The 21,693-nt window shown below is 63.3% G+C and carries 23 protein-coding genes and 1 tRNA gene; 13 read left to right on the top strand and 11 right to left on the bottom strand.

The genetic code is table 11. The features are described from left to right. Positions 1-41: 41 nt before the first annotated feature. Positions 42-437 carry a RidA family protein gene (locus NT26_RS02685; RefSeq protein WP_052641772.1) on the top strand — a complete coding sequence of 132 codons (396 nt, stop codon included), beginning with the start codon at positions 42-44 and terminating at the stop codon, positions 435-437. Positions 438-588: 151 nt separating this feature from the next. On the opposite strand, the gene NT26_RS02680 is transcribed toward NT26_RS02685, so the two are convergent. Beyond that, entirely contained in the window at positions 589-840 is a 252-nt protein-coding gene (locus NT26_RS02680; protein WP_052637240.1) for a hypothetical protein, read from the bottom strand. Positions 841-978: 138 nt separating this feature from the next. Beyond that, positions 979-1,053 (bottom strand) — tRNA-Gln (locus NT26_RS02675). A gap of 184 nt (positions 1,054-1,237) precedes the next feature. Here NT26_RS02675 and NT26_RS02670 point away from each other — a divergent pair. After that, entirely contained in the window at positions 1,238-2,146 is a 909-nt protein-coding gene (locus NT26_RS02670; protein ID WP_152338652.1) for an MBL fold metallo-hydrolase, read from the top strand. A gap of 99 nt (positions 2,147-2,245) precedes the next feature. Beyond that, complete coding sequence (locus NT26_RS02665) at positions 2,246-2,662, top strand: PRC-barrel domain-containing protein (protein ID WP_052637238.1); 417 nt, start codon at positions 2,246-2,248, stop codon at positions 2,660-2,662. Between the two features lie 29 nt (positions 2,663-2,691). Here NT26_RS02665 and NT26_RS02660 read toward each other — a convergent pair whose 3' ends face one another. After that, positions 2,692-3,597, bottom strand: coding sequence for a DUF1499 domain-containing protein (locus NT26_RS02660; RefSeq protein ID WP_052641769.1), 906 nt, complete (start codon positions 3,595-3,597; stop codon positions 2,692-2,694). Positions 3,598-3,699: 102 nt separating this feature from the next. On the opposite strand from NT26_RS02660, the gene NT26_RS02655 reads away from it, so the two are divergent. Both NT26_RS02655 and NT26_RS02650 read left to right on the top strand, forming a co-directional pair. After that, on the top strand, positions 3,700-3,969 hold the full coding sequence (locus NT26_RS02655) for a hypothetical protein (protein ID WP_052637237.1): 270 nt from the start codon (positions 3,700-3,702) through the stop codon (positions 3,967-3,969). Between the two features lie 93 nt (positions 3,970-4,062). Next, the gene (locus tag NT26_RS02650) at positions 4,063-4,500 is read left to right on the top strand and encodes a DUF411 domain-containing protein (RefSeq protein ID WP_052637236.1); all 438 of its coding nucleotides are present in this window, start codon (positions 4,063-4,065) and stop codon (positions 4,498-4,500) included. A 10-nt stretch (positions 4,501-4,510) separates the two neighbouring features. Here NT26_RS02650 and ppdK read toward each other — a convergent pair whose 3' ends face one another. From ppdK to NT26_RS02630, 4 genes are all read right to left on the bottom strand, one after another. After that, on the bottom strand, positions 4,511-7,201 hold the full coding sequence (gene ppdK / locus NT26_RS02645; RefSeq protein WP_052637235.1) for a pyruvate, phosphate dikinase: 2,691 nt from the start codon (positions 7,199-7,201) through the stop codon (positions 4,511-4,513). Positions 7,202-7,307: 106 nt separating this feature from the next. After that, the gene (gene smc, locus NT26_RS02640) at positions 7,308-10,769 is read right to left on the bottom strand and encodes a chromosome segregation protein SMC (protein WP_052641766.1); all 3,462 of its coding nucleotides are present in this window, start codon (positions 10,767-10,769) and stop codon (positions 7,308-7,310) included. A 63-nt stretch (positions 10,770-10,832) separates the two neighbouring features. Continuing rightward, a complete protein-coding gene (locus NT26_RS02635) occupies positions 10,833-11,531 on the bottom strand; it encodes a DsbA family protein (RefSeq protein WP_052637234.1) in 699 nt (232 codons plus the stop codon). 127 nt (positions 11,532-11,658) lie between these two features. Next, complete coding sequence (locus NT26_RS02630) at positions 11,659-12,168, bottom strand: DUF721 domain-containing protein (protein ID WP_052637233.1); 510 nt, start codon at positions 12,166-12,168, stop codon at positions 11,659-11,661. Positions 12,169-12,236: 68 nt separating this feature from the next. Here NT26_RS02630 and mutY point away from each other — a divergent pair, with 68 nt between their 5' ends. Together mutY and NT26_RS02620 are read left to right on the top strand one after the other, a co-directional pair. Then, positions 12,237-13,370, top strand: coding sequence for an A/G-specific adenine glycosylase (gene mutY / locus NT26_RS02625; protein WP_082077608.1), 1,134 nt, complete (start codon positions 12,237-12,239; stop codon positions 13,368-13,370). Between the two features lie 9 nt (positions 13,371-13,379). Then, positions 13,380-13,994: an HAD family hydrolase gene (locus tag NT26_RS02620; protein ID WP_052637232.1), complete on the top strand. Its 615-nt coding sequence runs from the start codon at positions 13,380-13,382 to the stop codon at positions 13,992-13,994. A gap of 110 nt (positions 13,995-14,104) precedes the next feature. On the opposite strand, the gene NT26_RS02615 is transcribed toward NT26_RS02620, so the two are convergent. Next, positions 14,105-15,235: a site-specific DNA-methyltransferase gene (locus NT26_RS02615; protein WP_052637231.1), complete on the bottom strand. Its 1,131-nt coding sequence runs from the start codon at positions 15,233-15,235 to the stop codon at positions 14,105-14,107. A gap of 144 nt (positions 15,236-15,379) precedes the next feature. On the opposite strand from NT26_RS02615, the gene NT26_RS02610 reads away from it, so the two are divergent. Both NT26_RS02610 and NT26_RS02605 read left to right on the top strand, forming a co-directional pair. After that, positions 15,380-15,676: a nucleotidyltransferase family protein gene (locus NT26_RS02610; RefSeq protein ID WP_052637230.1), complete on the top strand. Its 297-nt coding sequence runs from the start codon at positions 15,380-15,382 to the stop codon at positions 15,674-15,676. After that, positions 15,676-16,023 (top strand): HepT-like ribonuclease domain-containing protein, encoded by a 348-nt coding sequence (locus NT26_RS02605; RefSeq protein ID WP_052637229.1) that lies wholly within the window; start codon positions 15,676-15,678, stop codon positions 16,021-16,023. The genes NT26_RS02610 and NT26_RS02605 overlap by 1 nt, the downstream gene beginning before the upstream one ends. On the opposite strand, the gene NT26_RS02600 is transcribed toward NT26_RS02605, so the two are convergent. Next, positions 16,024-16,371 carry an antibiotic biosynthesis monooxygenase family protein gene (locus tag NT26_RS02600; protein ID WP_052637228.1) on the bottom strand — a complete coding sequence of 116 codons (348 nt, stop codon included), beginning with the start codon at positions 16,369-16,371 and terminating at the stop codon, positions 16,024-16,026. Next, the gene (locus NT26_RS02595) at positions 16,368-16,697 is read right to left on the bottom strand and encodes an NIPSNAP family protein (RefSeq protein ID WP_052637227.1); all 330 of its coding nucleotides are present in this window, start codon (positions 16,695-16,697) and stop codon (positions 16,368-16,370) included. Before NT26_RS02595 ends, NT26_RS02600 begins: the two co-directional genes overlap by 4 nt. 70 nt (positions 16,698-16,767) lie before the next feature. On the opposite strand from NT26_RS02595, the gene NT26_RS02590 reads away from it, so the two are divergent. Next, positions 16,768-17,451 (top strand): ArsR/SmtB family transcription factor, encoded by a 684-nt coding sequence (locus NT26_RS02590; protein ID WP_052637226.1) that lies wholly within the window; start codon positions 16,768-16,770, stop codon positions 17,449-17,451. A 75-nt stretch (positions 17,452-17,526) separates the two neighbouring features. Then, positions 17,527-18,216, top strand: coding sequence for an HAD family hydrolase (locus NT26_RS02585; protein WP_052637225.1), 690 nt, complete (start codon positions 17,527-17,529; stop codon positions 18,214-18,216). 2 nt (positions 18,217-18,218) lie between these two features. Here the strand turns inward: NT26_RS02585 and NT26_RS02580 are convergent, their stop codons facing one another. Further along, a complete protein-coding gene (locus NT26_RS02580) occupies positions 18,219-18,770 on the bottom strand; it encodes a hypothetical protein (RefSeq protein WP_052637224.1) in 552 nt (183 codons plus the stop codon). Positions 18,771-18,917: 147 nt separating this feature from the next. Between NT26_RS02580 and thrC the strand changes: the two genes are divergently transcribed. Continuing rightward, positions 18,918-20,315 (top strand): threonine synthase, encoded by a 1,398-nt coding sequence (thrC, locus tag NT26_RS02575; RefSeq protein ID WP_052641760.1) that lies wholly within the window; start codon positions 18,918-18,920, stop codon positions 20,313-20,315. Between the two features lie 27 nt (positions 20,316-20,342). Beyond that, on the top strand, positions 20,343-21,641 hold the full coding sequence (locus NT26_RS02570) for a M16 family metallopeptidase (protein WP_052637223.1): 1,299 nt from the start codon (positions 20,343-20,345) through the stop codon (positions 21,639-21,641). The last annotated feature ends 52 nt before the right edge of the window (positions 21,642-21,693 follow it).

The raw sequence follows: 21,693 nt of genomic DNA, 5'->3' as shown, positions 1-21,693 counted from the left end.
CGGTCTTGACGCCCGGCCTTGCCAAACAGAAAGCGCATTCCATGACCAACAAGAAACTGATCCGCTATGACGTCGCCGACAGCCAGGCAGGCGGCCAGCGCCGTCCCTTCGCCAAAGCCGTCCGTGCTGGCGATTTCGTCTATGTATCGGGTCAAGTTCCTACGGTCGGAGGCGAGGTTATCGTCGGCAACATCGTGGCGCAGACCGAACAGGTGATCGAGAACATCAGATCCGTTCTCGAACTTGCGGACTGCACGCTGGAGGACGTGGTGAAGGTCAATGTATGGCTCGACGACGCCCGTGACTTCTCAAGCTTCAACGCGGTCTTCCAGAAGCACTTCATAGACCACCCGCCAGCCCGCTCCACCGTCCAGTCTCCAATGATGGTGGACGTGAAAGTCGAGATAGACGTGATCGCCTACAAGCCGTTGGATTAATGCACCTCGCCGATGGGAGCCTAATCCCGCATCCTTCCAACGGTTGGCGAGGAACCAGCTCCGTGCGCTCGGACGCCGCGAAACGCTCCATCACATCGGGGGCTGTTAACGGCTCCGCTGAACCAGATCTGCCACAACAGCATCCGTGCGTTCATTTGTTTGACGGTGCGGCGGCGAGAATGTGCTTGGCGTCTTCGGCAGAGAACATCGTGCGTATCAGGCCGGGCAAGAGGCGATGGCTAGCGAGTGTTACCTCGCTGGCGACCGACCTTGCCAGCTCCAGCTCCTTGGTCTGCAGGCTCAGTTCGACGCGCACCCAAGCACAGCGGCCGGTACCAATCGGTAAACGCCGTCGCCACCAGTAGACGGAACCGCGTTTGAAGACGTGCTGAATCGATGCCATGCTAAACCCTTTCTAAAGGGTGAGTGGACATGGCGGCCACTTCGATACGACAGTCGTGTAAGACAATCTGCGAATCTCGATTCCCAGCTAAGCAAGAAGTGCCGAAAAACCTGGGTTGTTGGCTTGAAAAAGGAGGCTTGGCTGGGGCGCCTGGATTCGAACCAGGGGATGGCGGTACCAAAAACCGCTGCCTTACCGCTTGGCTACGCCCCACCATGGCAGGCCGCGACGCGTATTGGGTCGCTGGCCGGCGAGTGCGGTTGCTCTAGCAAAGCTTCGCTCCGGCGGCAATCATCCCGGCTGACGTTTTTGAAGATTTCCGCCAGGCGCTCGTGCTAGAGCGAGGCGAAGCAAAAAGCTCCAGCGCCAGGGAGAATACATGGCCGAGAATGACGATCTGCGGCAACCGGAATTCGACCTTGCCTTCCACCCGGCCCATGGGGAGGCTGTGCCGGTGGCCGACAACGTGCAGCGCATCACCGTCAACAACCCCTCGCCCTTCACCTTCCACGGTACCAATACCTACATCGTCGGGGACTCCTCGGTCGCCGTCATCGATCCCGGCCCGGAGGACGAGGCGCATTTCCGGGCGCTGATGGCGGCCCTCAAGGGCCGGGAGGTTACGCATATCTTCGTCAGCCACACGCACCGCGATCACTCGCCGCTTTCCCGGCGGCTGAAGCAGGAGACCGGCGCATCGATCGTCGCGGAGGGGCCGCACCGATCGGCGCGGCCGCTGTTTGCGGGCGAGGCCAATCCCTTCGCCGAAAGCGCCGACACGAGTTTCGTGCCCGACATCGTGGTCTCTGACGGTGAAGCGATCGAAGGCGATGGATGGCGGATGACGGCCGTCCACACGCCCGGCCATACCGCCAACCACACCGCCTTCGCGCTCGACGGTACCGGCCTCCTCTTTTCCGCCGACCATGTCATGGCCTGGGCGACCACGATCGTCGCGCCACCGGACGGGTCGATGGCGGAATTCATGGCGTCGCTGGAAAAACTGCTTGCCCGCGACGACCGCCTCTTCCTTCCCGGCCACGGGGGTCCGGTGCGGGAACCGGCATCCTTCCTCAGGGGCTTGCGCGCCCATCGGCGGATGCGCGAGCGGGCGGTTCTCGAGAGGATCAGATCGGGCGACCGGCTGATCCCGGACATGGTGAAGGCGATCTATGCGACAACCGACCCGCGGCTTCATGGCGCTGCCGCACTTTCCGTACTGGCGCATCTGGAAGACCTGGTCGAAAAGGGCCGGGTGACGACGGAAGGACCACCCTCCCTGAAGGGCGCCTACTTCCCCGCTTGAGCTCTGCTGAGCCTCCGGGAACATCCGGCGCCAAGCGCCGTTGTCCGCCGTCCGGTGCAGTTGTCCGGCTGCGCCGCCAAGCGAACAGATGAGGCAAGCATGAAGACCACCCTAATCGCGACCGCGACGGCCATTACCCTTTTCTCCGGAGCAGCATTTGCCCAAGCTCCGATCCAGGCACCCATCGTCGTGCTGCCGGATGCTGTCCAGGGGGCGGCGCCCAGCTATCTCTTTGCCGGCCGCATCGATGACCTCGACATCTACGGCGCGGATGGAGAAGAGATCGGCGAGATCGAGGACGTGCTCCTCAACCTGGACGGCACGGTCGCGGCGGTCGCCGTCGAGGTCGGCGGCTTTCTTGGAATGGGCGACAAGGATGTCCTGGTCGACTGGAGCGCGCTGGAGATCACCCGCGAAGGTGACGATATTCGGGTGATGGCCCCCACCCTCACACGCGAAGTTCTCGAAGGCGCAGCGGCTGTCGATCTCGACAAGCTCGGCCTCGGCAGCGACTGAGCCCTCGGATGCGGGGCCGAGGCTTTCCCCTAGCCTCCCGCTATCCCCAGAAGTTCGGCGTCGAGCCGATCGAGGAAGTCTTCGGCGATCTCGGCACTCATGCCGAGATCGTGGGCGCCGTAGCGTGAGGCGACCCGGACATCCACGAAGGTGGTTTCGACATCCTCGCGCAGCCGAATGACGATATCGAAGGGCAGCCCCAGGACGAGCGTCTCCGTTTCACCCTGCAGCAGGACATCCTGATCCGCCAGCGACGCGACCATGCCGGGAAGAGCCGGCTCCGGCCGAGGCAGGGGTATCGGTACTTCACCGACTTCGGCGACCGCCTCGTCCGGTTGCGGCTCCTGACCGGGGAGCGCGTCCTGCAGCTCCGGCAACTCCACCCCCTTCCGGTCGGTAATGTCGATCCGTGCTGAAATCGCCGCGGCCTCGACCCCCTGGAGTACACGATCGAGCGCCCCCTCGTAACGGCGGCCGGCGAGACCGGGATAGGCAGCAAGCTGTGCCTGGCGCTCAGCGGCTCGTGTTGTCGTCACGGTCGCCAACCACTGCTGGTCGTATTGCGGGCGCGAGAGGAAGGGCGGGACATCCTCCAGATCCGTGCTCACCTCGTTGAGCGGCGGCCGTGTCAGGTAGAGAGCGGCCCCTGCAGCGACGAAGCCAAGTGGCACGCCGGCATAGACAAGTGCCTTTGCCGAAGCCATGCCGCCCTCAGCACCCTTCTGCCAGAGGCGGATCAGACCGACCAGCGCCAGCGGCACGACCGCGGCGGCAATGGCGGCGGACATCAGGACGAGTGCCAGGAAGTCGGGCGTGCGCAGGGGCCCGAAGCGATGGGCGAGCACGGCCAGCACGAACAGGACCAGGGCTGCAAGGCCGATGCGACGGGCGGCATAAGCGGAATGGGAAACGGGCCGGACATAGCGGATGGTCATGGAATTTGCGGCACCTGGATTTGCGACGGCATGCCTGTCTGTGTAGAACATGACGCCTCATAAGGAAACGCGTTCCGTTGAACGCCGCATCTGGAGCTTTGCATGCGTCGACCACTGAGCATCGTCCTTGCTCTCCTGTGCATGCCGCTGGCGGCCTGCCAGACCATGACGCCGGAAGAACGCCGGGCAGCCGACGAGCGAACCTGTGCCGGATACGGGTTCAGGCCAGGGACGGATGCGATGGCGCAATGCCTGCTCGACCTCGAGCTCGACCGCCGCGCGGAGATGCGCAGCTGGCTCGACAGGCAGGCCAGCACGATGTGGGGGCCCATGTATGTCGAGCGTCGCATCATCATCAAGGACGGGGACTGACAGCTTGAGCCAGCGCAAGGAGCGTTCGCTGTGTTGCAGCTACAAAAAGATCCGCCTCATCCGGAGGCAGACCCAACTCTCTGGAGCCGTGCCATGACGTTAAGAACCCTCTTCCTGAGCGTAACCTTCAGCCTGCTTTCTGCATCCGTCGCACTTTCGGCAAGCGTCAGCGTGTTCAAGGATGCCGGCTGCGGCTGCTGCGGCGGATGGATCTCGCACATGAGAGAAAACGGCTTTGCGGTTTCGGCTACCAACGTTGCGCCTGAAACGATGGACCTCGTGAAGTCGAAAGCCGGCGTTACCGCCGACACGGCCTCCTGCCATACGGCCATCGTTGCGGGCTATGTCGTCGAGGGGCATGTTCCGGCATCCGATGTGCAGCGCCTGGTGGACGAGCGCCCAGACGCGATCGGGCTCTCGGCACCTGGTATGCCGGTCGGCTCCCCGGGAATGGAAGGTGCGGGCGCGGAACCCTATGACGTTCACCTCATCCGCAGGGACGGCCGCACCGAAGTCTTTGCCAGCCACTAAGGCGGCTGCCTCACCCGGTTCGGCTTGCGCTGCCCCTTCGCTGTGCGATCGCGGCCTGCGCCGCCGCAAGGCGGGCGATCGGCACGCGGAAGGGGGAGCAAGACACGTAGTCGAGGCCGGTCTGCTCGCAGAAGGTGATCGAGGCCGGGTCGCCGCCATGCTCGCCGCAGATACCAAGCTTCAAGCTCGGGCGGGTTGCACGACCCCGCTCCGCGGCGATTCGAATCAGTTCGCCGACCCCGTCGAAATCCAGTGAGACGAAGGGATCCTCGTCGAGGATGCCCTTCCGCTGGTAGGTCGGGATAAAGGCCGCGGCGTCATCACGCGACATGCCGAAGGTCGTCTGGGTCAGGTCGTTCGTACCGAAGGAGAAGAATTCGGCGGTCTCTGCAATCACGTGCGCCCGGAGGGCCGCGCGCGGCAGCTCGATCATCGTACCGGCAAGATAGTTGATCGACATGCCGGCCTCTCGGCTCACCTCACTTGCCACCCGATCGATGCAGTCCTTGACGTAGTCGAGTTCGGAACGAAGCCCGACCAGCGGTACCATGATCTCCAGTTCGACAGCCTCGCCCGTCGACCGGGCGGCAGCCACGGCCGCCTCGAAGATCGCACGCGCCTGCATGGCGGCGATTTCCGGATAGGAGATGGCCAGTCGGCATCCGCGATGGCCAAGCATGGGATTGAACTCGTGAAGCGCATCGATCCGGCGGCGCAGGAAGGCCGGCTCAAGATCCATCGCCCGTGCCACCTCGGTAATCTCCTCGTCCGACTTCGGCAGGAATTCGTGGAGCGGCGGGTCGAGCAGGCGGATCGTCACGGGCAGGCCATGCATGATCGCGAAGAGCTCGGTGAAGTCCGATCGCTGCATCGGCAGGAGCCGGTCGAGCGCTTCGCGACGGCCCGCTTCATCCTCGGCAAGGATCATCTCGCGCATCACCTGGATGCGGTCGCCCTCGAAGAACATGTGTTCGGTCCGGCACAGACCGATTCCCTCCGCGCCGAAGGAGCGTGCCGAGCGGGCGTCCTGCGGCGTGTCGGCGTTCGTGCGCACGGACATGCGGCGCGCCTTGTCGGCCCATTCCATGAGGCGGCCGAAATCGCCGGAAAGCTCCGGCTGGATCATCGGCACGTTGCCGCGAAGCACCTGCCCCGACGAGCCGTCGAGGGTGATCGTGTCGCCGCGACCGAGGATCACGCCACCGGGACACAGCAATTGCTCGTTGCGCAGATCAACCCTTATCGTGCCTGCCCCGACGACGCAGGGGATGCCCATACCGCGGGCCACGACGGCCGCATGGCTGGTCATCCCGCCTCGGGTCGTCAGGATGGCCTCGGCCGCATGCATGCCGTGGATGTCCTCCGGGCTCGTCTCGATCCGCACCAGGATGACCTTGCGGCCTGCAGCCTCGGCCTCCACTGCCTCCTCTGCCGTAAAGACGATCTCCCCAGCCGCCGCACCGGGGGATGCGGGCAGGCCGGATCCCAACACCACCCGTTCGACCTTGGGATCGATGGTCGGATGCAGGAGCTGGTCGAGCGAGGGTGGCTCGATGCGCGACACCGCCTCCTCCTGCGTAATCACGCCCTCGTCCACCAGATCGACGGCGATCTTCAGGGCGGCACGCGTGGTGCGCTTGCCGGAACGGGTCTGCAGCATCCAGAGCTTGCCGCGCTCGACCGTGAACTCGAGATCCTGCATGTCTCGATAATGGGCTTCCAGCCGAGCGCAGATCGCCTTGAATTCGCGGAACGTGTCCGGCATCAGCTTTTCCATCGACGGCTTGTCGGAGCCGGAGGAGATACGCCCCTCCTCGGTGAGCGAATGAGGGGTTCTGATCCCCGCCACGACATCCTCGCCCTGCGCATTGACCAGGAACTCGCCGTAAAGCTCCTTCCTGCCAGTGGAGGGATTGCGCGTGAAGGCGACACCGGTCGCCGAGGAGGAACCGAGATTGCCGAAGACCATGGCCTGCACGTTGACGGCCGTGCCCCAGTGTTCGGGGATGCGGTGGAGGCTGCGATAGGTCGTGGCGCGGGGATTGGTCCAGCTCGAGAAGACCCCGGCAATCGCCTGCCAGAGCTGCACGTGCGGATCCTGCGGGAAGCTCTCGCCCAATTCCTCCTCGATCACCTGCTTGTACAGGCTGACGACGTGCTGCCATTCGACGGAGGAAAGATCGGTGTCGTATTCATGGCCATACCGGGCCTTCTCGTCCTCGAGAATTTCCTCGAAGACCTCATGGTCCAGTCCCATGACGACATCGGCATACATCTGAATGAAGCGCCGGTAGCTGTCCCAGGCGAAACGGGCGTCGCCGGCATCGTGGCCGAGCGCCTGAACCGTCTCGTCATTCAGTCCGAGGTTGAGGACCGTGTCCATCATGCCGGGCATGGATGCACGGGCGCCCGAGCGGATGGACAGGAGGAGCGGACGGGTCGAGCCGCCGAAGCTCCTGCCGGTCTCCGCCTCCATGGCGGAAATTCCCTCCAGGACCTGTTCCTTCAGCCCGTCGGGAAGGGTGTTGCCGTTCTCGAAATACCAGGCACACGCGTCGGTAACGATCGTCAGGCCGGGAGGAACGGGAAGCCCAAGGCTTGCCATCTCTGCTAGGTTGGCACCCTTGCCGCCCAGCATCGCGACATCGGCCACGCCTCCCTCGGCCTTTCCTCCACCGAAGCGGTAAACCCACTTCTTCATCAAACGCTCTCCACCCGCCTCGCTTGTCTCAGGACGAATACAGCTTTTGCAGCCTTTTGAAAACGCATGAAGGTTGGATTATGTTGCGACGCAACAATTGCGCCGGTTAGACCGCCTCGCGCAACAGTTCGGCCGTCTGCAGGTCAACGGATACGAGCTGCGAAACGCCCTGCTCCGCCATGGTGACCCCGAAGAGCCGGTTCATCCGGGCCATGGTGATGGGGTTGTGGGTGATGATGACGAAGCGGGTCTCGGTGGAGGCAGCCATCTCGTCCATCAGGTTGCAGTAGCGTTCCACGTTATGATCGTCGAGCGGCGCGTCCACTTCGTCGAGCACACAGATTGGTGCCGGGTTGGTGAGGAAGACCGCAAAGATCAGGGCCATTGCAGTCAGCGCCTGTTCGCCCCCCGACAGGAGCGTCATGGTCTGCGGCTTCTTGCCCGGCGGCCGGGCCAGGATCTCGAGGCCAGCCTCCAGCGGATCGTCCGATTCGATCAGTTGCAGTTCGGCAGTCCCGCCGCCGAAGAGATGGGTAAACAGCCGCTGAAACTCGGTATTGACGACGTCGAAGGCGGCGATCAGCCGCTCGCGCCCCTCACGATTGAGGCTCTGGATCGCTCCGCGCAGCTTGCGGACGGCATCGATGACATCGTCCCGTTCGCGGATCAGCGCGTCTAGCTTGTCCGAAAGCTCCTTCTGCTCCTCGTCCGCGCGCAGGTTTACGGCGCCCAACCGCTCCCGCTCCATCTTCAGGCGATCCACCTCGCGCTCGATTTCGCGCATGTCGGGAAGCTCTGCGCCCGGCGCCAGACCGGCAAGCCGCAGCACTTCATGCGGGGCTACTCCGAGCGCCTGCTGGATCGCGACCTCGCTGTCGTGACGACGTTCGGCAGCAGATACGAGCCGCTCTTCGGCGCGACCTCGTTTCTCGCGGGCTTCGGCAAGCTCCGAGAGCGCTGTGGCTGCCAGCCGGTCCGCTTCGCGCTGCCGCGTCTCGGCTTCCGCAAGGCGATCGGCGGCGCCGCGCCGCGCCTCTTCCGCCTTCTGCAGCTCGGTCAGAAGCATGCGGCGGCGCTCCTCGAATTCCTCGGGCGCAGCCTCCAGGTCGACGAGTTCCTCGCGCGCCTCCTCCTCGCGTTCGCGCAGTGTCGCCACATGATCCTCGGCGCTCGCCGCACGCGCTTGCCATGCGGAACGCTCCTGGGCGATCGCCGTCAGCCGGCGCCGGCGCGCCTCCGTCTCGCGGCTCAACCCCTCGAACCGGGCACGCGCTTCGGCTAGGACACCCCGGTCCGTCGCTACTGCCGCCTGCTGGTCCCGCAGACGCTCATCCAGCGACGACAGATCGGGGGCGTCCTCCAGTTCAACCCGAGTATTCTCTTCTTGGAGCAGCACCTCGTCGATCTGGCTGCGAACCTGGCTCAGCGCCTCCGCAACGACATCTCGGCGACGCAAGAGATCGCCTGAAGCCCGCTCGGCGGCTGCCAGTGCCTCCCGCGCTTCCGCGAGCCGGCGTCCCGCGATGCGACTACGATCCCGCGCCTCGGCGAGGCGAGCTTCGCCGGTGGCAATTCCGGCTGCGGCGTCGGAGAGAGATTCCTCCGCATCCCCGAGGACGATCCGCGCCTCTTCCATCTCCCCTTCCAACTCAGCGAGACGATTCTTCTGCGAGAGCCTGAGCGCTGCCGCTCCGGGCGCTTCGGATCCGGCGATATGTCCGTCCCAGCGGTAGACTGCCCCTTCCAGCGTCACCAGCCGCTGGCCGGGCTTCAGCTGCGGCATCAGCCGCAGAGCGTCCTCCTGCGCAACCACGCCGATCTGGGCAAGACGGCGCCTCAGTTCTGGGGGCGCGTTAGCGCGTTGGAGCAACGGCTCACATCCGGCAGGCAGCGCCGTATCCTCTTCAACGTCCCCGTTCTTCGTCCAATATGCCGGAGCGCCGGGATCCGTCGAGCTTTCGAGATCATCCCCCAAGGCCGCACCTAGGGCGGCCTCATAGCCCCGGTCGACGCGAATGGCCTCCGCCACGGGAGAAAAATCGCCGGAGGCTTCAGAGGCTGCCAACATCTTGGAGATGGTCCGCGCTTCGGTCTCCACAGCGTTCAGACGCGAGCGCGCAGCTTCCACGGGCTTACGCGCCATGGCTTCGGACGAGCGGGCGGACGCAAGTACCCCCTCGGCCTCTTCCACGGCCGCGCCAGCCTCTTCCAAGGCAAACTCCGCTGCTTCGACGGCCTCGCGACGCTCGGCGGGATCGTCTAGATCAGCCAGTCTTCCGGCAATTGCCTGCAGTTCCGCCTCGGCATCCTGTCGCTGGCGGTCGAGCCGATGGTGACGCTCGCTGATGTCGCGGATCAGCCGTTCAAGCTGCGTACGCGACGCTGCCGCCTCCGCCTTCTCGGCCGTGATCGCTGCGAACAGCTTTTCGCTCTCTGCAAGCGCAGCCGCGGCCGTCTGGAAGGCCTCTTGCAGATCCTCCGCCTCGGCGCCGGATTCGGCCAGGAGTTCGTTGATCTCTCCCTCCTCATCGTCGAGCTTGGTCAGAAAGGAAGCATTGTCCTGAACCAGGCGCTCCTCGCGTCGGATATCCTCCGCCAGCTGCAGCAGGCGCCGTGAAAGCTCGTCGCGTCGCTTCATGAGGCGACCGGCCTCGTCGTCGAGCTGGGTGCGGGCGATCTGGATCCGCTGCAGCGCGGCTCCGGCCTTGGCTTCTTCCTCCCGCAGTTCCGGCAGCTTCAGGCCGGCGATCGCCTGGACCTTCGCCGCCTCCATCTGCGCCTGCGCCTTCTCGGCTACTACCATCGTGGCCTGGTTGAGAGCGGTGTTCGCTTCCGCCTCCGCCTCCGTCGCCTGAGCCCAGCGGATATGCAGCAGCATGGCTTCGCGGGCGCGGATATCGGCTGACAGCATCTTGAAGCGGTTTGCCTGACGCGCCTGGCGCTTCAGGCTTTCGATCTGGCTCTCCAGCTGCGCCGTCACGTCTTCGAGCCGCTCCAGATTGCTTTCGGCTGCCCGCAGTCGCAGTTCGGCCTCATGGCGGCGCGAGTGCAAGCCGGATATACCGGCCGCCTCTTCCAGAAGCTGGCGGCGTGCCTGCGGTTTGGCGTTGATCAGCTCACCGATCCGGCCCTGGCCGACCATGGAGGGCGAGCGTGCGCCCGTCGATGCGTCGGCGAAAAGGAGCTGGACGTCCTTGGCGCGGGCCTCCTTGCCATTGATCCGGTAGACCGAACCATTCTCCCGCTCGATGCGGCGCGATACCTGGATCTCGTCGGAATCATTGAAGGCGGCGGGTGCGGTCCGGTCGGAATTGTCGAGGAAGAGCATGACCTCCGCCGTATTTCGGGCGGGCCGGTTTCCGGAGCCGGAGAAGATGACGTCGTCCATGCCGGACGCACGCATGTTCTTGTAGGAATTTTCCCCCATCACCCAGCGGAGCGCCTCGACAAGGTTGGACTTGCCGCAGCCATTGGGGCCGACCACGCCGGTCAGGCCGCGCTCGATGATGAATTCCGTGGGTTCGACGAAGGACTTGAAACCGAGGACGCGCAGCTTGTTGAACTTCATGCCGCGCACCGAAGGAAGGAAGCGGCCGCACCGGTGCGGCCGCCGCTCACATCATGAACGGGCTCAGAGAAGGCTGTCGATAAGAGCCGACATGCTTTCAACAGACATGGCCCCCGCATAGCGCTTGCCGTTGATGAGGAATGTCGGCGTCGAATTGACGCCGAATTCGTCGGCACCGCGCTTCATCGTCGCGTTCACATCATCGAGAAGTTTCTGGTTCGTCAAGCAGGCCTGGAAAGTCTCCTGTGAGAAACCGGCCAGTTTCGACATCTGCAGCAGGGCCGCGCGGCCATCCTGTGCTTCGGCCCAGGTTTCCTGTTGCTTCATCAGCATTGAAACCATCGGGAAATACTGTGCCGGTGTGCTCGCTTCTTCAGGCTTGGTCGGATTGCAGCGCGCCAGCATGAAGGCCGCAGCTGCGCGCGGATCGAAAGGGAACTCGCGGATGATGAAGCGGGCCTTGCCGGTATCCACGTAGTTCTTCTTGATCTCGTCGAACGTATTGTTGTGGAAGGTCGCGCAGTGCGGGCAGGTCATCGACATGTATTCGACGATGGTGACGGGGGCGTTTTCTTCCCCGATCGCCATTTCCGGCAGTGGGCCGGGCTTGAGGACCTCCGCCATGTCCACGTCGCCTTGGGACTCCGGCAATTCCTGGGCGAAAGCTTCGGTTGCGGCGAGCGGAAGGGCCAGGACCAGAGTCGTGGCTGCCACGCCTCCGAGAAGAGCGCGCCGGGTAAGGGTGACTTCGGTCTTTTTCATCGAACACCTGCCTTAACTTCAAATTTGCCGCCATCCGTATCCTGCCGCCCGGGAGCGAACAAGGGATGGCTTCGTGAAATTCTTCAAAGCTTTGTGACAGCCTGAAGCTGAACAGCGCCTGTACGTTTCAGCGTTTCTTTTGAAGAACAGCTGTGCCGAGCCGGGTGACCGCCTTCTTCAGCGCCTCGTTTTCGATCCCCTCCATCATGTCCTCCAGCCGTCTCGCCGCCTCCCCCTTCAGCGGCGGCAAAGGGCGCCGGTGCCGGACTGCATGGGAAACGGGCTTCTGGACGATGCGGATCTGGCGCACCGCCGGGAAGCCGAAGAAGGCGTTGATGCGGGCGATCAGTTCCCCCTGTGCATGGGTTAGGAAGAGAGCCCGAGCACCTTCGCAGGCGATCGTCAGGACACCCGCCTGGTAGCCGCCTGCCTCGTCGGAGGCATCGCGCCTGGGCCAGGCGATCTTCTCCGGGCGGCTGCAATCGGCAAATTCCTCGCCAGCGATCTCGTCCCAGGAGCCCAGCAGGGCGGTGGAGATGCCGGCGCGCCGCGCCAGCACGGGATCGATGATGCCGTTCGCAACTTCCGCGATCTGCATCTCGCGCTTGCGGGCAAAGGTCTTCGGTTCGTTGGCCATCGACAATCCTTCGGCAAGTCCGCGACCCGCGGAGGTCTCGCCGTCCAGCTCTCGTTGACGGCGTGATCATGGAGGCGATAGAAGAGCATCTAGACCAGACGCACAGGCATTTCCAGCACGTGACCACTCCCCCGGCCATCATACGGCAATTGCTCGCATGGTACGACAGGCACCATCGCGACCTGCCATGGCGCGTGACGCCCACCGCGGCGGCGCAGGGAAAACGTCCCGACCCCTACCATATCTGGCTGTCGGAAGTGATGCTGCAGCAGACCACGGTTCAGGCGGTGAAGCCCTATTTCGCCAAGTTCCTGGCCGCGTGGCCTACCGTAGCGGATCTGGCGGCGGCCCCGACCGAGGATGTGATGGCCGCTTGGGCCGGGCTCGGTTACTATGCCCGCGCCCGTAATCTGAAGAAATGCGCCGAGGCCGTCGCCGAGGATCACGGCGGCGTCTTCCCCGATACCGAGGACGGCTTGCGGGCGTTGCCCGGCATCGGCGATTACACGGCTGCCGCCGTTGCCGCGATCGCCTTCAACCGCCCTGCAGCCGTCATGGACGGTAACGTGGAGCGGGTTGTCTCCCGCCTTTACGCGATAGATGCCCCCCTCCCCGGATCGAAACCGCTGATGAAGGCGCACGTGCGGGACCTGACGCCGGAGGAACGCCCTGGTGACTTTGCCCAGGCCATGATGGATCTCGGCGCGACCATCTGCACGCCCAAAAGGCCCGCCTGCGCCATCTGTCCCCTTCGCGACCACTGCCTGGCATTTGCCGAGCACGACCCGGAGCGGTTTCCGGTGAAAGCGGCGAAGAAGGAAAAACCAGTGCGTTTCGGCGCCGCCTTCGTGGCCGTCAATCCGGAAGGAGAGGTCCTGCTGCGACGGAGGGTCGACAGCGGGCTCCTTGGAGGCATGACGGAGGTCCCGACGACTGACTGGACCGCCAGACAGGACGGCGGCCAGACCGTCGACCACGCTCCCTTTCAGTCTGCCTGGCAATCCTGCGGGACGGTTACCCATGTGTTCACGCACTTCGAACTGCGGCTCTCGGTGTTCCGGGCCAAAGCCGACGAGACCATCCATCCCGGGGGATGGTGGGAACCGGTAACCAACCTCGGCACGCAGGCCTTGCCGACCGTCATGAAAAAAGTAATCAGCCAGGCTATTCCCCTGGCTTTCGAGAGAGACCCCAACCGCTAAGGAACTACGATGGCAGGCCCGATCGACCATATCGTCTTCGACATCGGCAAGGTGCTGATCCACTATGACCCGAACCTTCCCTATCGCCGGCTCATTCCGGATGATGCAGAGCGGGCATGGTTCTTCGAGAATGTCTGCACCCATGACTGGAACCTGGAACAGGATCGTGGACGGAGCTGGGAGGATGCCGAGGCTCTGCTGATCGAGCAATTTCCCGAAAAGGAGGAGCAGATCCGAAATTTCCGGCGGTACTGGCACGAGATGGTGCCCTATGCTTACGAGGACAGCGTGGCGATCATGGAAGGATTGATCGATGCCGGGCGGGACGTCACCATGCTGACGAACTTCGCAGCCGACACGTTCCGCCACGCCCGCGAAATGTATCCGTTCCTCAACAAGCCGCGCGGCGTGACCGTTTCCGGCGAAATCAAGCTCATCAAGCCCGACGTCGCGATCTATCAGAAGCACGCTCGGGATTTCGACCTTGCCCCGGAAGCGACACTCTTCATCGACGACTCACTGGCCAATGTCGAAGGCGCACGAGCAGCCGGCTGGCAGGCGGTGCATTTTACCGGCGCCGAGAAACTGAGGCGCGACCTTGCATCCTTAGGCATCGATGACTGAACGAGATTGACGCCCGGAGGTCAGCCTCCTCCGGGCGTCAATTATCCCCAGCCGGGACTAGAGGTACAAAACCGGCCGGGGAAGCCAAAGCCTCGCGTGACGGTGGATCGTCAGTCGAGGTTCGCCAAGCCGTTGCGGATGACCGATCGCAACTCATCGATCGGCCTCAGGGCAGACGCTTCCTCATAATGCCAGAAGGTCCAGCCGTTGCAGGCGTCCAGACCCTGCACCTTCGCCCCAAGCCGGTGGATGGAGCCTGCCTCGCCACCGGCGGCCAGCGTTCCGTCGGCCCGGATGATGGCACTCCAGCGGCGCTTGGCATCGGTCAGGACCTGGCCCGGTTTCACGAGGCCGCTTTCCAGGAGCGTGTTGAAGGCGACCCGCGGCTCGGCCTTCTTGCCGGTCATCACCGTCAGTTCTGCCTTGCCGAGCGGTTCGACCGTGGCGATCCTTGCCGATGCGGCTTCGATATAGTCCTGCTCGCGCTCGATGCCGACGAAGTTGCGGCCGAGGCGCTTGGCGACGGCGCCGGTCGTGCCGGTGCCGAAGAATGGATCGAGGATGACGTCGCCCGGCTTGGTGGAAGCCATGATGACGCGGGCAAGCAGCGCTTCCGGCTTCTGCGTCGGGTGCACCTTCTTGCCGTTTACGCCCTTTAAACGCTCGCCGCCGGAGCAGATGGGGAAGAGCCAATCGGAGCGCATCTGCACGTCGTCATTGGAGGCCTTCAGGGCATCGTAGTTGAACGTGTAGGACTTGGCCTTGGGGTCGCGGCTTGCCCAGATCATCGTTTCATGGGCGTTCTGAAAACGGCGGCCCTTGAAGTTCGGCATCGGGTTCGTCTTGCGCCAGACGATGTCGTTGAGGAGCCAGAAGTTCAGGTCCTGCAGCATGGCGCCGACGCGGAAGATGTTGTGGTAGGAGCCGATCACCCAGATAGTGCCGTTCGGCTTCAGCACCCGGCGGCAGGCAAGCAGCCATGCGCGGGTGAAGGCGTCATATGCCTGGAAGGAGGCGAACTGGTCCCAGTCGTCGTCGACCGCATCGACCAGCGACTGGTCTGGGCGGTGAAGCGCGCCCCCGAGCTGCAGGTTGTAGGGAGGGTCTGCGAAGATCGCGTCGACCGAATGATCGGGCAGCGCCTCAAGCGCGGCGACGCAGTCGCCCTTGATGATGGTATTGAGCCAGGTGCCCGGCCGATCCTGCTGACGCAGATCGGCAAGCGGAAGGACTGCTGCCATGGGATACTCGCTGTTACGCTTACTCGGTACTTTACTGTCCGTTATGGTTACCCATGTTGGTTACCAAAGCCTGAAGGGTGGCCGCGATTTCGTGAATTATCTGCCTCTATGGCAACGAAGCTTCGAGTACGGTAGAATTTCCGCATGAAGAGAAGCGAGGCGATCGAGAAGCTGAAGGCAAAGGCGGACGCCATAAAGGCGCGTGGCGCCACGTCGCTCTACCTGTTCGGTTCGGTTGCACGCGACGAGGCAAGCGATACGAGCGACCTCGACCTGTTCATCGACTACGACCCCGAAAGCGCCTTCAATGCGCTTGACCTTGTCGGCATCAAGCTTCTCCTGGAGGATGAACTCCACCACTCCGTTGACATCACGACACGTGACAGCCTTCACCCAGTGCTGAAGAGCCGGATCGAAACGAACGCTTTGCGGGTGTTCTAGTGGCGCGGGAGGTTCGTCATTTCATCGCGGATATCATTCGAGCAATCACCGTCGTAGATCAGGCAGTCGGAGGTAAATCATTCGACGATTACCAGAGGGACAGCGTCCTACGATTTGCAATCGAACGCGCGATCGAGATCGTCTCCGAGGCAAGCCGCAGAATACCGGACGAGTTGCTGGCGGTTCGCCCCGAGATCGAATGGCGGAGGGTACGTGGCATCGGAAATGTTCTGAGGCATGAGTACCACGGCCTTTCGGACAAGATTATCTGGGGTGTGGTTGTTGATGAGCTTCCAAAGCTGCGTATCGCCATGCAAGCCATCGACGAGGCCGCAGCCAAAGATTGATCACCCATCATGCAGCGCCCGGCTGTCCTCCGGCGCCTCGGCGCGCTCGAACATGCCGTAGTCGCGGAGCACGTGGCCGATCCTGAGGCGGTAGTCTGCGAAGATGCCGTTGCGGCCCGCCTGCTGCGCCGCCCGGTGCGCCTCCAGGTTCCGCCATTGGCGGACTGCTTCCTCATCGCGCCAGAAGGAGAGCGACAGGATCTTGCCGCGCATGGTCAGGCTCTCAAACCGCTCGATCGAGATGAAGCCGTCGATCTTTTCCAGCTCCGCCCGCAGCTCTCCTGCAAGATCCAGATATCGATGGCGCTCGCCCATGTAGGGCACGACTTCGAAGATGACGGCGATCATGGCTTCACCAGCGGAGCGTGCGGCAGCGAGACGTTTTTGAGAAAGATGCGATCCTCGCGCAGGATGAAGCGCTCACGGCTCGCAAACCTGTAGTTCTCCTGCCCCAGCGGATCCTGCGCAAGGCGCTGCCGATAGGCTTCGTAGGCGGCAAGGCTTTCTATGTTGTAGACGCCATAGGCGGTGGTGGCGGAACCCTCGTGTGGCCCAAAGTAACCGATGAGGTCGGCTCCGCAGCGGGGAATGGCCTCTCCCCAGTTTCGCGCATAGTCAGCGAAAGCGTCCCTCCGGAAGGGATCGATCTCGTAGCGGATGAAGCAGGTGATCATGATAATCTCCATATGAACGCCTACAGGATAGCGCCTTGTCTGTCGCAGATGCTTCGGCTACGGTCGAACTATGAAAGAAGGCCCTGACATTGCCCGCATCGGCACCCTCATTGGGGACCCAGCCCGCGCCAACATGCTGACGGCGCTGATGGGCGGGCAGGCGTTGACGGCAACCGAATTGGCGCAGGCCGCCGGCGTGACGCTGCAGACGGCAAGTTCCCACCTGTCGAAACTGGAAGACGGAGGGCTGGTGCATCAGCGCAAGCAGGGGCGGCATCGCTATTTCGCGCTGGCCGACGCGGCGACCGGAGCGCTGCTGGAGGCGATCATGGGCTTTGCCGCCAGCCGCGGGCATCTCCGCCACCGACCGGGCCCGAAGGACCCGGCGCTCCGCAAGGCGCGGGTGTGCTACGATCACCTCGCTGGCGATTATGGCGTTCGCATGCTCGACAGCCTCATTCGGAGTGGCGCCATCGCCGACACGGGAGGCGAACTGATCGTCACCGAGACCGGCCGTGAAGGCCTGCACGGGATCGGCGTCGATCTCGATGCCCTGACCGCCTCGCGGCGTCCCCTGTGCAAGTCCTGCCTCGACTGGAGCGAACGCCGCTCGCACCTCGCCGGCACACTCGGCAAGGCGCTGCTTTCCCGCTTTCTTAGCGAGGGCTGGGCCAGGCGCAGCGACAACAGCCGGGCGATCCACTTCACCCAGACAGGTGAGCGCCAATTTCTCGCCCTCTTTCCATTGGAATAGAAAACCCCCACATTGTGGCCGGCGCCGCCGTGATGTAGAGCGCCCTCGTCCTCCCCAGCCAAAGAGTTTTCCATCATGAGCGGTTTCGACCTCATCATCTTCGATTGCGACGGCGTGCTCGTCGATTCCGAAATCATCGCAGCGCAGGTCGAGTCGAAGCTACTAACGGAGGCCGGCTATCCCATCAGCGTCGAGGAGATGGGCGAGCGCTTCGCCGGAATGACCTGGCGCAACATCCTTCTGCAGGTGGAGAAAGAGGTCGACATCCCCCTCTCCGCTTCGCTCATCGACAAGTCGGAAAAGCTTCTCGATGCCCGTCTCGCCCGCGACGTGAAGATCATCGAAGGGGTGAAGTTCGCGCTGTCGCGGCTGACGACACAACGCTGCATCTGCTCGAATTCCAGCGCACACCGGCTGGACATGATGCTCGAGAAGGTCGGCCTGAAGCCCTACTTCGCCCCGCACATCTTTTCCGCGAAGGACCTCGGGCCCGACCGTGTGAAGCCGAAGCCGGACATCTTCCTGCATGCCGCAAAGCAATTCGACGTGTCGCCTTCAAACGTGCTGGTCATCGAGGATTCCGTCCACGGCATCCACGGCGCGCGGGCGGCGGGCATGCGAGTCGTGGGCTTCACAGGCGCGTCGCACACTTATCCGAGCCATGCCGACCGGCTGACCGATGCGGGTGCTGAAACGGTGATTTCGCGGATGATGGATCTGCCGGCCGTGACAGCGGCGCTGACCGAATGGGCCGGCGCCCTCTGAGGTTATCGCTTCGATCCGGTGTCGAAGCCGAGGCGGACGCGCGTGAAGCGTGAGGCGCCACCTTGCGCATTCGGGATCTGCACATCGGGCTTGCTGAAGACGAACTGGGTACCGGCGGTTGGTAGTTCCACCGGAAAGCTTACGCTCTGGGAATAGATGACATTTTCGCCGTCAACCACTTCCACGAGCACGGGAAGGTTCACCTGTCCGGCGCTCACTGCGGGGCCTGCCACGATACGCCCCTGCGCAACGACATTGATGGTTATTGTCGTCTCGTTTGCGGTGCAGGCGCGCGTCGCATCAGCAAGCGAGGCCTGATACATCAGCTTTTCGGGGTTGTCCTGACCGCCGCGGGCATAGGCCCGATGGATCGCCGTTTCCTCGCGCATCACAACGGGCGGGCAGAATGCCTGGACGACGGGCGTGGGCTCGGCCTGCGCCGTAGCGGCTGGCGCAGCGCCCGTGAGGCCCGAAGTGGGTGAGGATGAGTTGCAGCCGGCAAGCACGGCCAGAAGCGATACCGACAGAAGACTACGCGCTGTTGTACCAATCACTGTACTCGATCCTCTCCATACAATTCCGGCTCGACCATTCCGGTCTGCACAAACCGCGCCGAAAGATGCTGTCTTCCGGCCTTTCGCCGCCGATTTTAGTGGTCTATATCAGCGGCGCGAACAAAAATCGATTGGGGATTGAAGGTCGTGGAATACATTTCTACCCGCGGAGAAGCACCGGTTCTCGGCTTCCGTGATGCGCTTCTCGCAGGCCTCGCGCGCGATGGCGGCCTCTATGTGCCGCGTGAGTGGCCGGTCCTGACGAAGCGGGAGATCCGGGGCCTGCGCGGCAAGTCCTACCAAGAGGTGGCATTCGAGATCCTGCGCCACTTCACGGGGGAGGAGATCCCGGCCAACAAGCTGCGGTCCATGATCGACGAAGCCTATGCCACCTTCCGGCATCCGGCCGTTGCACCACTGGTGCAGACGGGGCCGAATGATTTCGTTCTTGAGCTTTTCCATGGCACGACCTTGGCTTTCAAGGACGTCGCCATGCAGTTGCTTGCCCGGCTGATGGACCATGTCCTTGCCGAGCGCGGCGAGCGGGCGACGATCGTCGGCGCGACATCCGGTGATACGGGCGGCGCGGCAATCGATGCTTTTGCGGGGCGTGACCGGACGGATATCTTCATTCTCTTCCCTAAGGGAAAAGTGTCGCCGGTCCAGCAACGCCAGATGACCACATCGCCGCATGCCAACGTTCATGCACTGGCGATCGAAGGCAATTTCGACGACTGCCAGACGCTGGTGAAGGAGATGTTCAACGATGCGGGCTTCCGCGACCGCGTCAGGCTTTCGGGCGTGAACTCCATCAACTGGGCCCGCATCATGGCCCAGGTTGTCTACTACTTCACGGCAGCGCTATCGCTCGGCGGTCCTGACCGGAAGATATCTTTTACGGTTCCGACCGGAAACTTCGGTGACATCTTCGCCGGCTACGTCGCCAAGCGCATGGGCCTGCCCATCGAGCGGCTGGTGATCGCCACGAACGACAACGACATCCTTGCTCGCACCCTGAAGACCGGTCGCTACGAAATGCACGCCGTCAAGGCTACAACCTCGCCTTCGATGGACATCCAGATCTCGTCGAACTTCGAGCGACTCCTGTTCGAGGCCCATGGGCGCGACCCGGTGGCAGTTCGTGCCGCCATGGCCGGCCTCAAGCAGTCGGGCGCCTTCGAAATCGAGACGAATACTCTGAAGGCCATTCGACGTGAATTCCGCGCTGCCCGCGCAACGGAGAAGCAGGTAGCTGAAACGATCCGCAAGACTCTGGCCGATACGGGGTACCTGCTCGACCCACACACGGCGACCGCCGTCTTCGTGGCTAACAAGCACGCAAAACCAACCAGCCCGATGGTAACATTGGCCACGGCCCACCCCGCCAAGTTCCCGGCCGCGGTAAAATCCGCTTGCGGAATTGATCCGGCGCTCCCATCATGGCTCGGCGATCTCATGAACAGGGAGGAGCGCTTCGACATCCTGCCTGCGGAGATCAGGGCCGTCGAGAAGTTCATCGGCGACCATGCCCGTGCAGGTAAGTGAATGGCGGCAGCGCCAGAAAGACAAACGATGAATGTACAGGTAACCCGGCTTTCTTCCGGGTTGACGGTTGTAACCGAGGCAATGCCCCATCTGGAGAGCGTCGCCCTCGGCGTGTGGATCAAGTCCGGCTCTCGCAACGAGACTGAAGACGAACACGGGATTGCCCATCTCCTCGAGCACATGGCCTTCAAGGGCACCGCAAGGCGCAGCGCCCGCGACATCGCCGAAGAGATCGAAAATGTCGGCGGGGAGCTGAATGCTGCGACCTCCACGGAGACGACCTCCTACTATGCGCGCGTGCTCAAGGACCATGTGCCGCTGGCGGTAGACCTCCTGGCAGACATCCTGACAGAGTCCCTGTTCGACGAGGAGGAGTTGCGGCGCGAAAAGCACGTCATCCTGCAGGAGATCGGTGCTGCGAACGATACGCCCGACGATGTCGTGTTCGACAAGTTCTCCGAAATCGCCTATCGCGACCAGACGATAGGACGGCCTATCCTGGGCACGCCCGAGACGGTGAAGAGCTTCACGCCGGCGCAGATCCGCAACTATCTTGCACGCAACTACACCACCGACCGCATGTTCGTCGTGGCGGCAGGCGCGGTCGACCACGACCAGTTCTGCAAGCAGGTCGAGGAGCGGTTTGCAGGTCTGCCGCTGACGCCCAGTGCCCCGCCTGTTCTCGAGACTGCCCGCTATACCGGCGGCGAGATGCGGGAAGTGCGCGACCTGATGGATGCGCAGCTTCTCATCGGCTTCGAGGGCAAGGCCTACCACATGCGGGACTTCTACTGCTCGCAGATCCTCGCCAACATCCTCGGCGGCGGCATGTCATCGCGCCTCTTCCAGGAGGTGCGCGAGCACCGCGGCCTCTGCTACTCGGTCTACTCTTTCCATTGGGGCTTTTCCGATACCGGCATCTTCGGGATCCATGCCGCGACAGGGGGCGAGGACATTCCGCAATTGCTGCCGGTCATCATTGAGGAACTGCGCAAGGCCTCCGATACGATCCATGAGCAGGAGATCAACCGGGCGCGGGCGCAGATTCGTGCGCAGCTGCTGATGGGACAGGAAAGCCCCGCCGCGCGCGCCGGACAGATCGCCCGCCAGATGATCCTCTACGGCCGGCCGATCCCCAACCATGAGATGATGGAACGGCTCCAGGGGATCACCACGCAGCGGCTGACAGATCTTTCCGGGAGACTGTTCTTCGACACCAAGCCCACGCTTTCTGCCGTCGGTCCGATCGACAAGCTTGCTTCGATGGAGGAGATTTCCGTCAGTCTTGCCCCCTCCGCGAAGGCGGGGGAGCGAGCCGCCGGCTGAGCACCGCTGCTGAACGGACCTTAGCCCGTTCTCAGCTTCAAACCAACGCGGC

The organism is Pseudorhizobium banfieldiae, assembly GCF_000967425.1.
Lineage (GTDB): Bacteria > Pseudomonadota > Alphaproteobacteria > Rhizobiales > Rhizobiaceae > Neorhizobium > Neorhizobium banfieldiae.
Note: the sequence above shows the minus strand (reverse complement) of the source record. Positions and strands in the feature narration are given on the sequence as shown.

Excerpts from the sequence above, each read along its gene's own strand:
- NT26_RS02685 (WP_052641772.1), top strand. The coding sequence starts at position 42 with ATGACCAACAAGAAACTGATCCGCTATGACGTCGCCGACAGCCAGGCA.
- NT26_RS02680 (WP_052637240.1), bottom strand. The coding sequence starts at position 840 with ATGGCATCGATTCAGCACGTCTTCAAACGCGGTTCCGTCTACTGGTGG.
- NT26_RS02665 (WP_052637238.1), top strand. The coding sequence starts at position 2,246 with ATGAAGACCACCCTAATCGCGACCGCGACGGCCATTACCCTTTTCTCC.
- NT26_RS02660 (WP_052641769.1), bottom strand. The coding sequence starts at position 3,597 with ATGACCATCCGCTATGTCCGGCCCGTTTCCCATTCCGCTTATGCCGCC.
- NT26_RS02655 (WP_052637237.1), top strand. The coding sequence starts at position 3,700 with ATGCGTCGACCACTGAGCATCGTCCTTGCTCTCCTGTGCATGCCGCTG.
- NT26_RS02650 (WP_052637236.1), top strand. The coding sequence starts at position 4,063 with ATGACGTTAAGAACCCTCTTCCTGAGCGTAACCTTCAGCCTGCTTTCT.
- ppdK (WP_052637235.1), bottom strand. The coding sequence starts at position 7,201 with ATGAAGAAGTGGGTTTACCGCTTCGGTGGAGGAAAGGCCGAGGGAGGC.
- smc (WP_052641766.1), bottom strand. The coding sequence starts at position 10,769 with ATGAAGTTCAACAAGCTGCGCGTCCTCGGTTTCAAGTCCTTCGTCGAA.
- NT26_RS02635 (WP_052637234.1), bottom strand. The coding sequence starts at position 11,531 with ATGAAAAAGACCGAAGTCACCCTTACCCGGCGCGCTCTTCTCGGAGGC.
- NT26_RS02630 (WP_052637233.1), bottom strand. The coding sequence starts at position 12,168 with ATGGCCAACGAACCGAAGACCTTTGCCCGCAAGCGCGAGATGCAGATC.
- mutY (WP_082077608.1), top strand. The coding sequence starts at position 12,237 with ATGGAGGCGATAGAAGAGCATCTAGACCAGACGCACAGGCATTTCCAG.
- NT26_RS02620 (WP_052637232.1), top strand. The coding sequence starts at position 13,380 with ATGGCAGGCCCGATCGACCATATCGTCTTCGACATCGGCAAGGTGCTG.
- NT26_RS02615 (WP_052637231.1), bottom strand. The coding sequence starts at position 15,235 with ATGGCAGCAGTCCTTCCGCTTGCCGATCTGCGTCAGCAGGATCGGCCG.
- NT26_RS02610 (WP_052637230.1), top strand. The coding sequence starts at position 15,380 with ATGAAGAGAAGCGAGGCGATCGAGAAGCTGAAGGCAAAGGCGGACGCC.
- NT26_RS02600 (WP_052637228.1), bottom strand. The coding sequence starts at position 16,371 with ATGATCGCCGTCATCTTCGAAGTCGTGCCCTACATGGGCGAGCGCCAT.
- NT26_RS02595 (WP_052637227.1), bottom strand. The coding sequence starts at position 16,697 with ATGATCACCTGCTTCATCCGCTACGAGATCGATCCCTTCCGGAGGGAC.
- NT26_RS02590 (WP_052637226.1), top strand. The coding sequence starts at position 16,768 with ATGAAAGAAGGCCCTGACATTGCCCGCATCGGCACCCTCATTGGGGAC.
- NT26_RS02585 (WP_052637225.1), top strand. The coding sequence starts at position 17,527 with ATGAGCGGTTTCGACCTCATCATCTTCGATTGCGACGGCGTGCTCGTC.
- NT26_RS02570 (WP_052637223.1), top strand. The coding sequence starts at position 20,343 with ATGAATGTACAGGTAACCCGGCTTTCTTCCGGGTTGACGGTTGTAACC.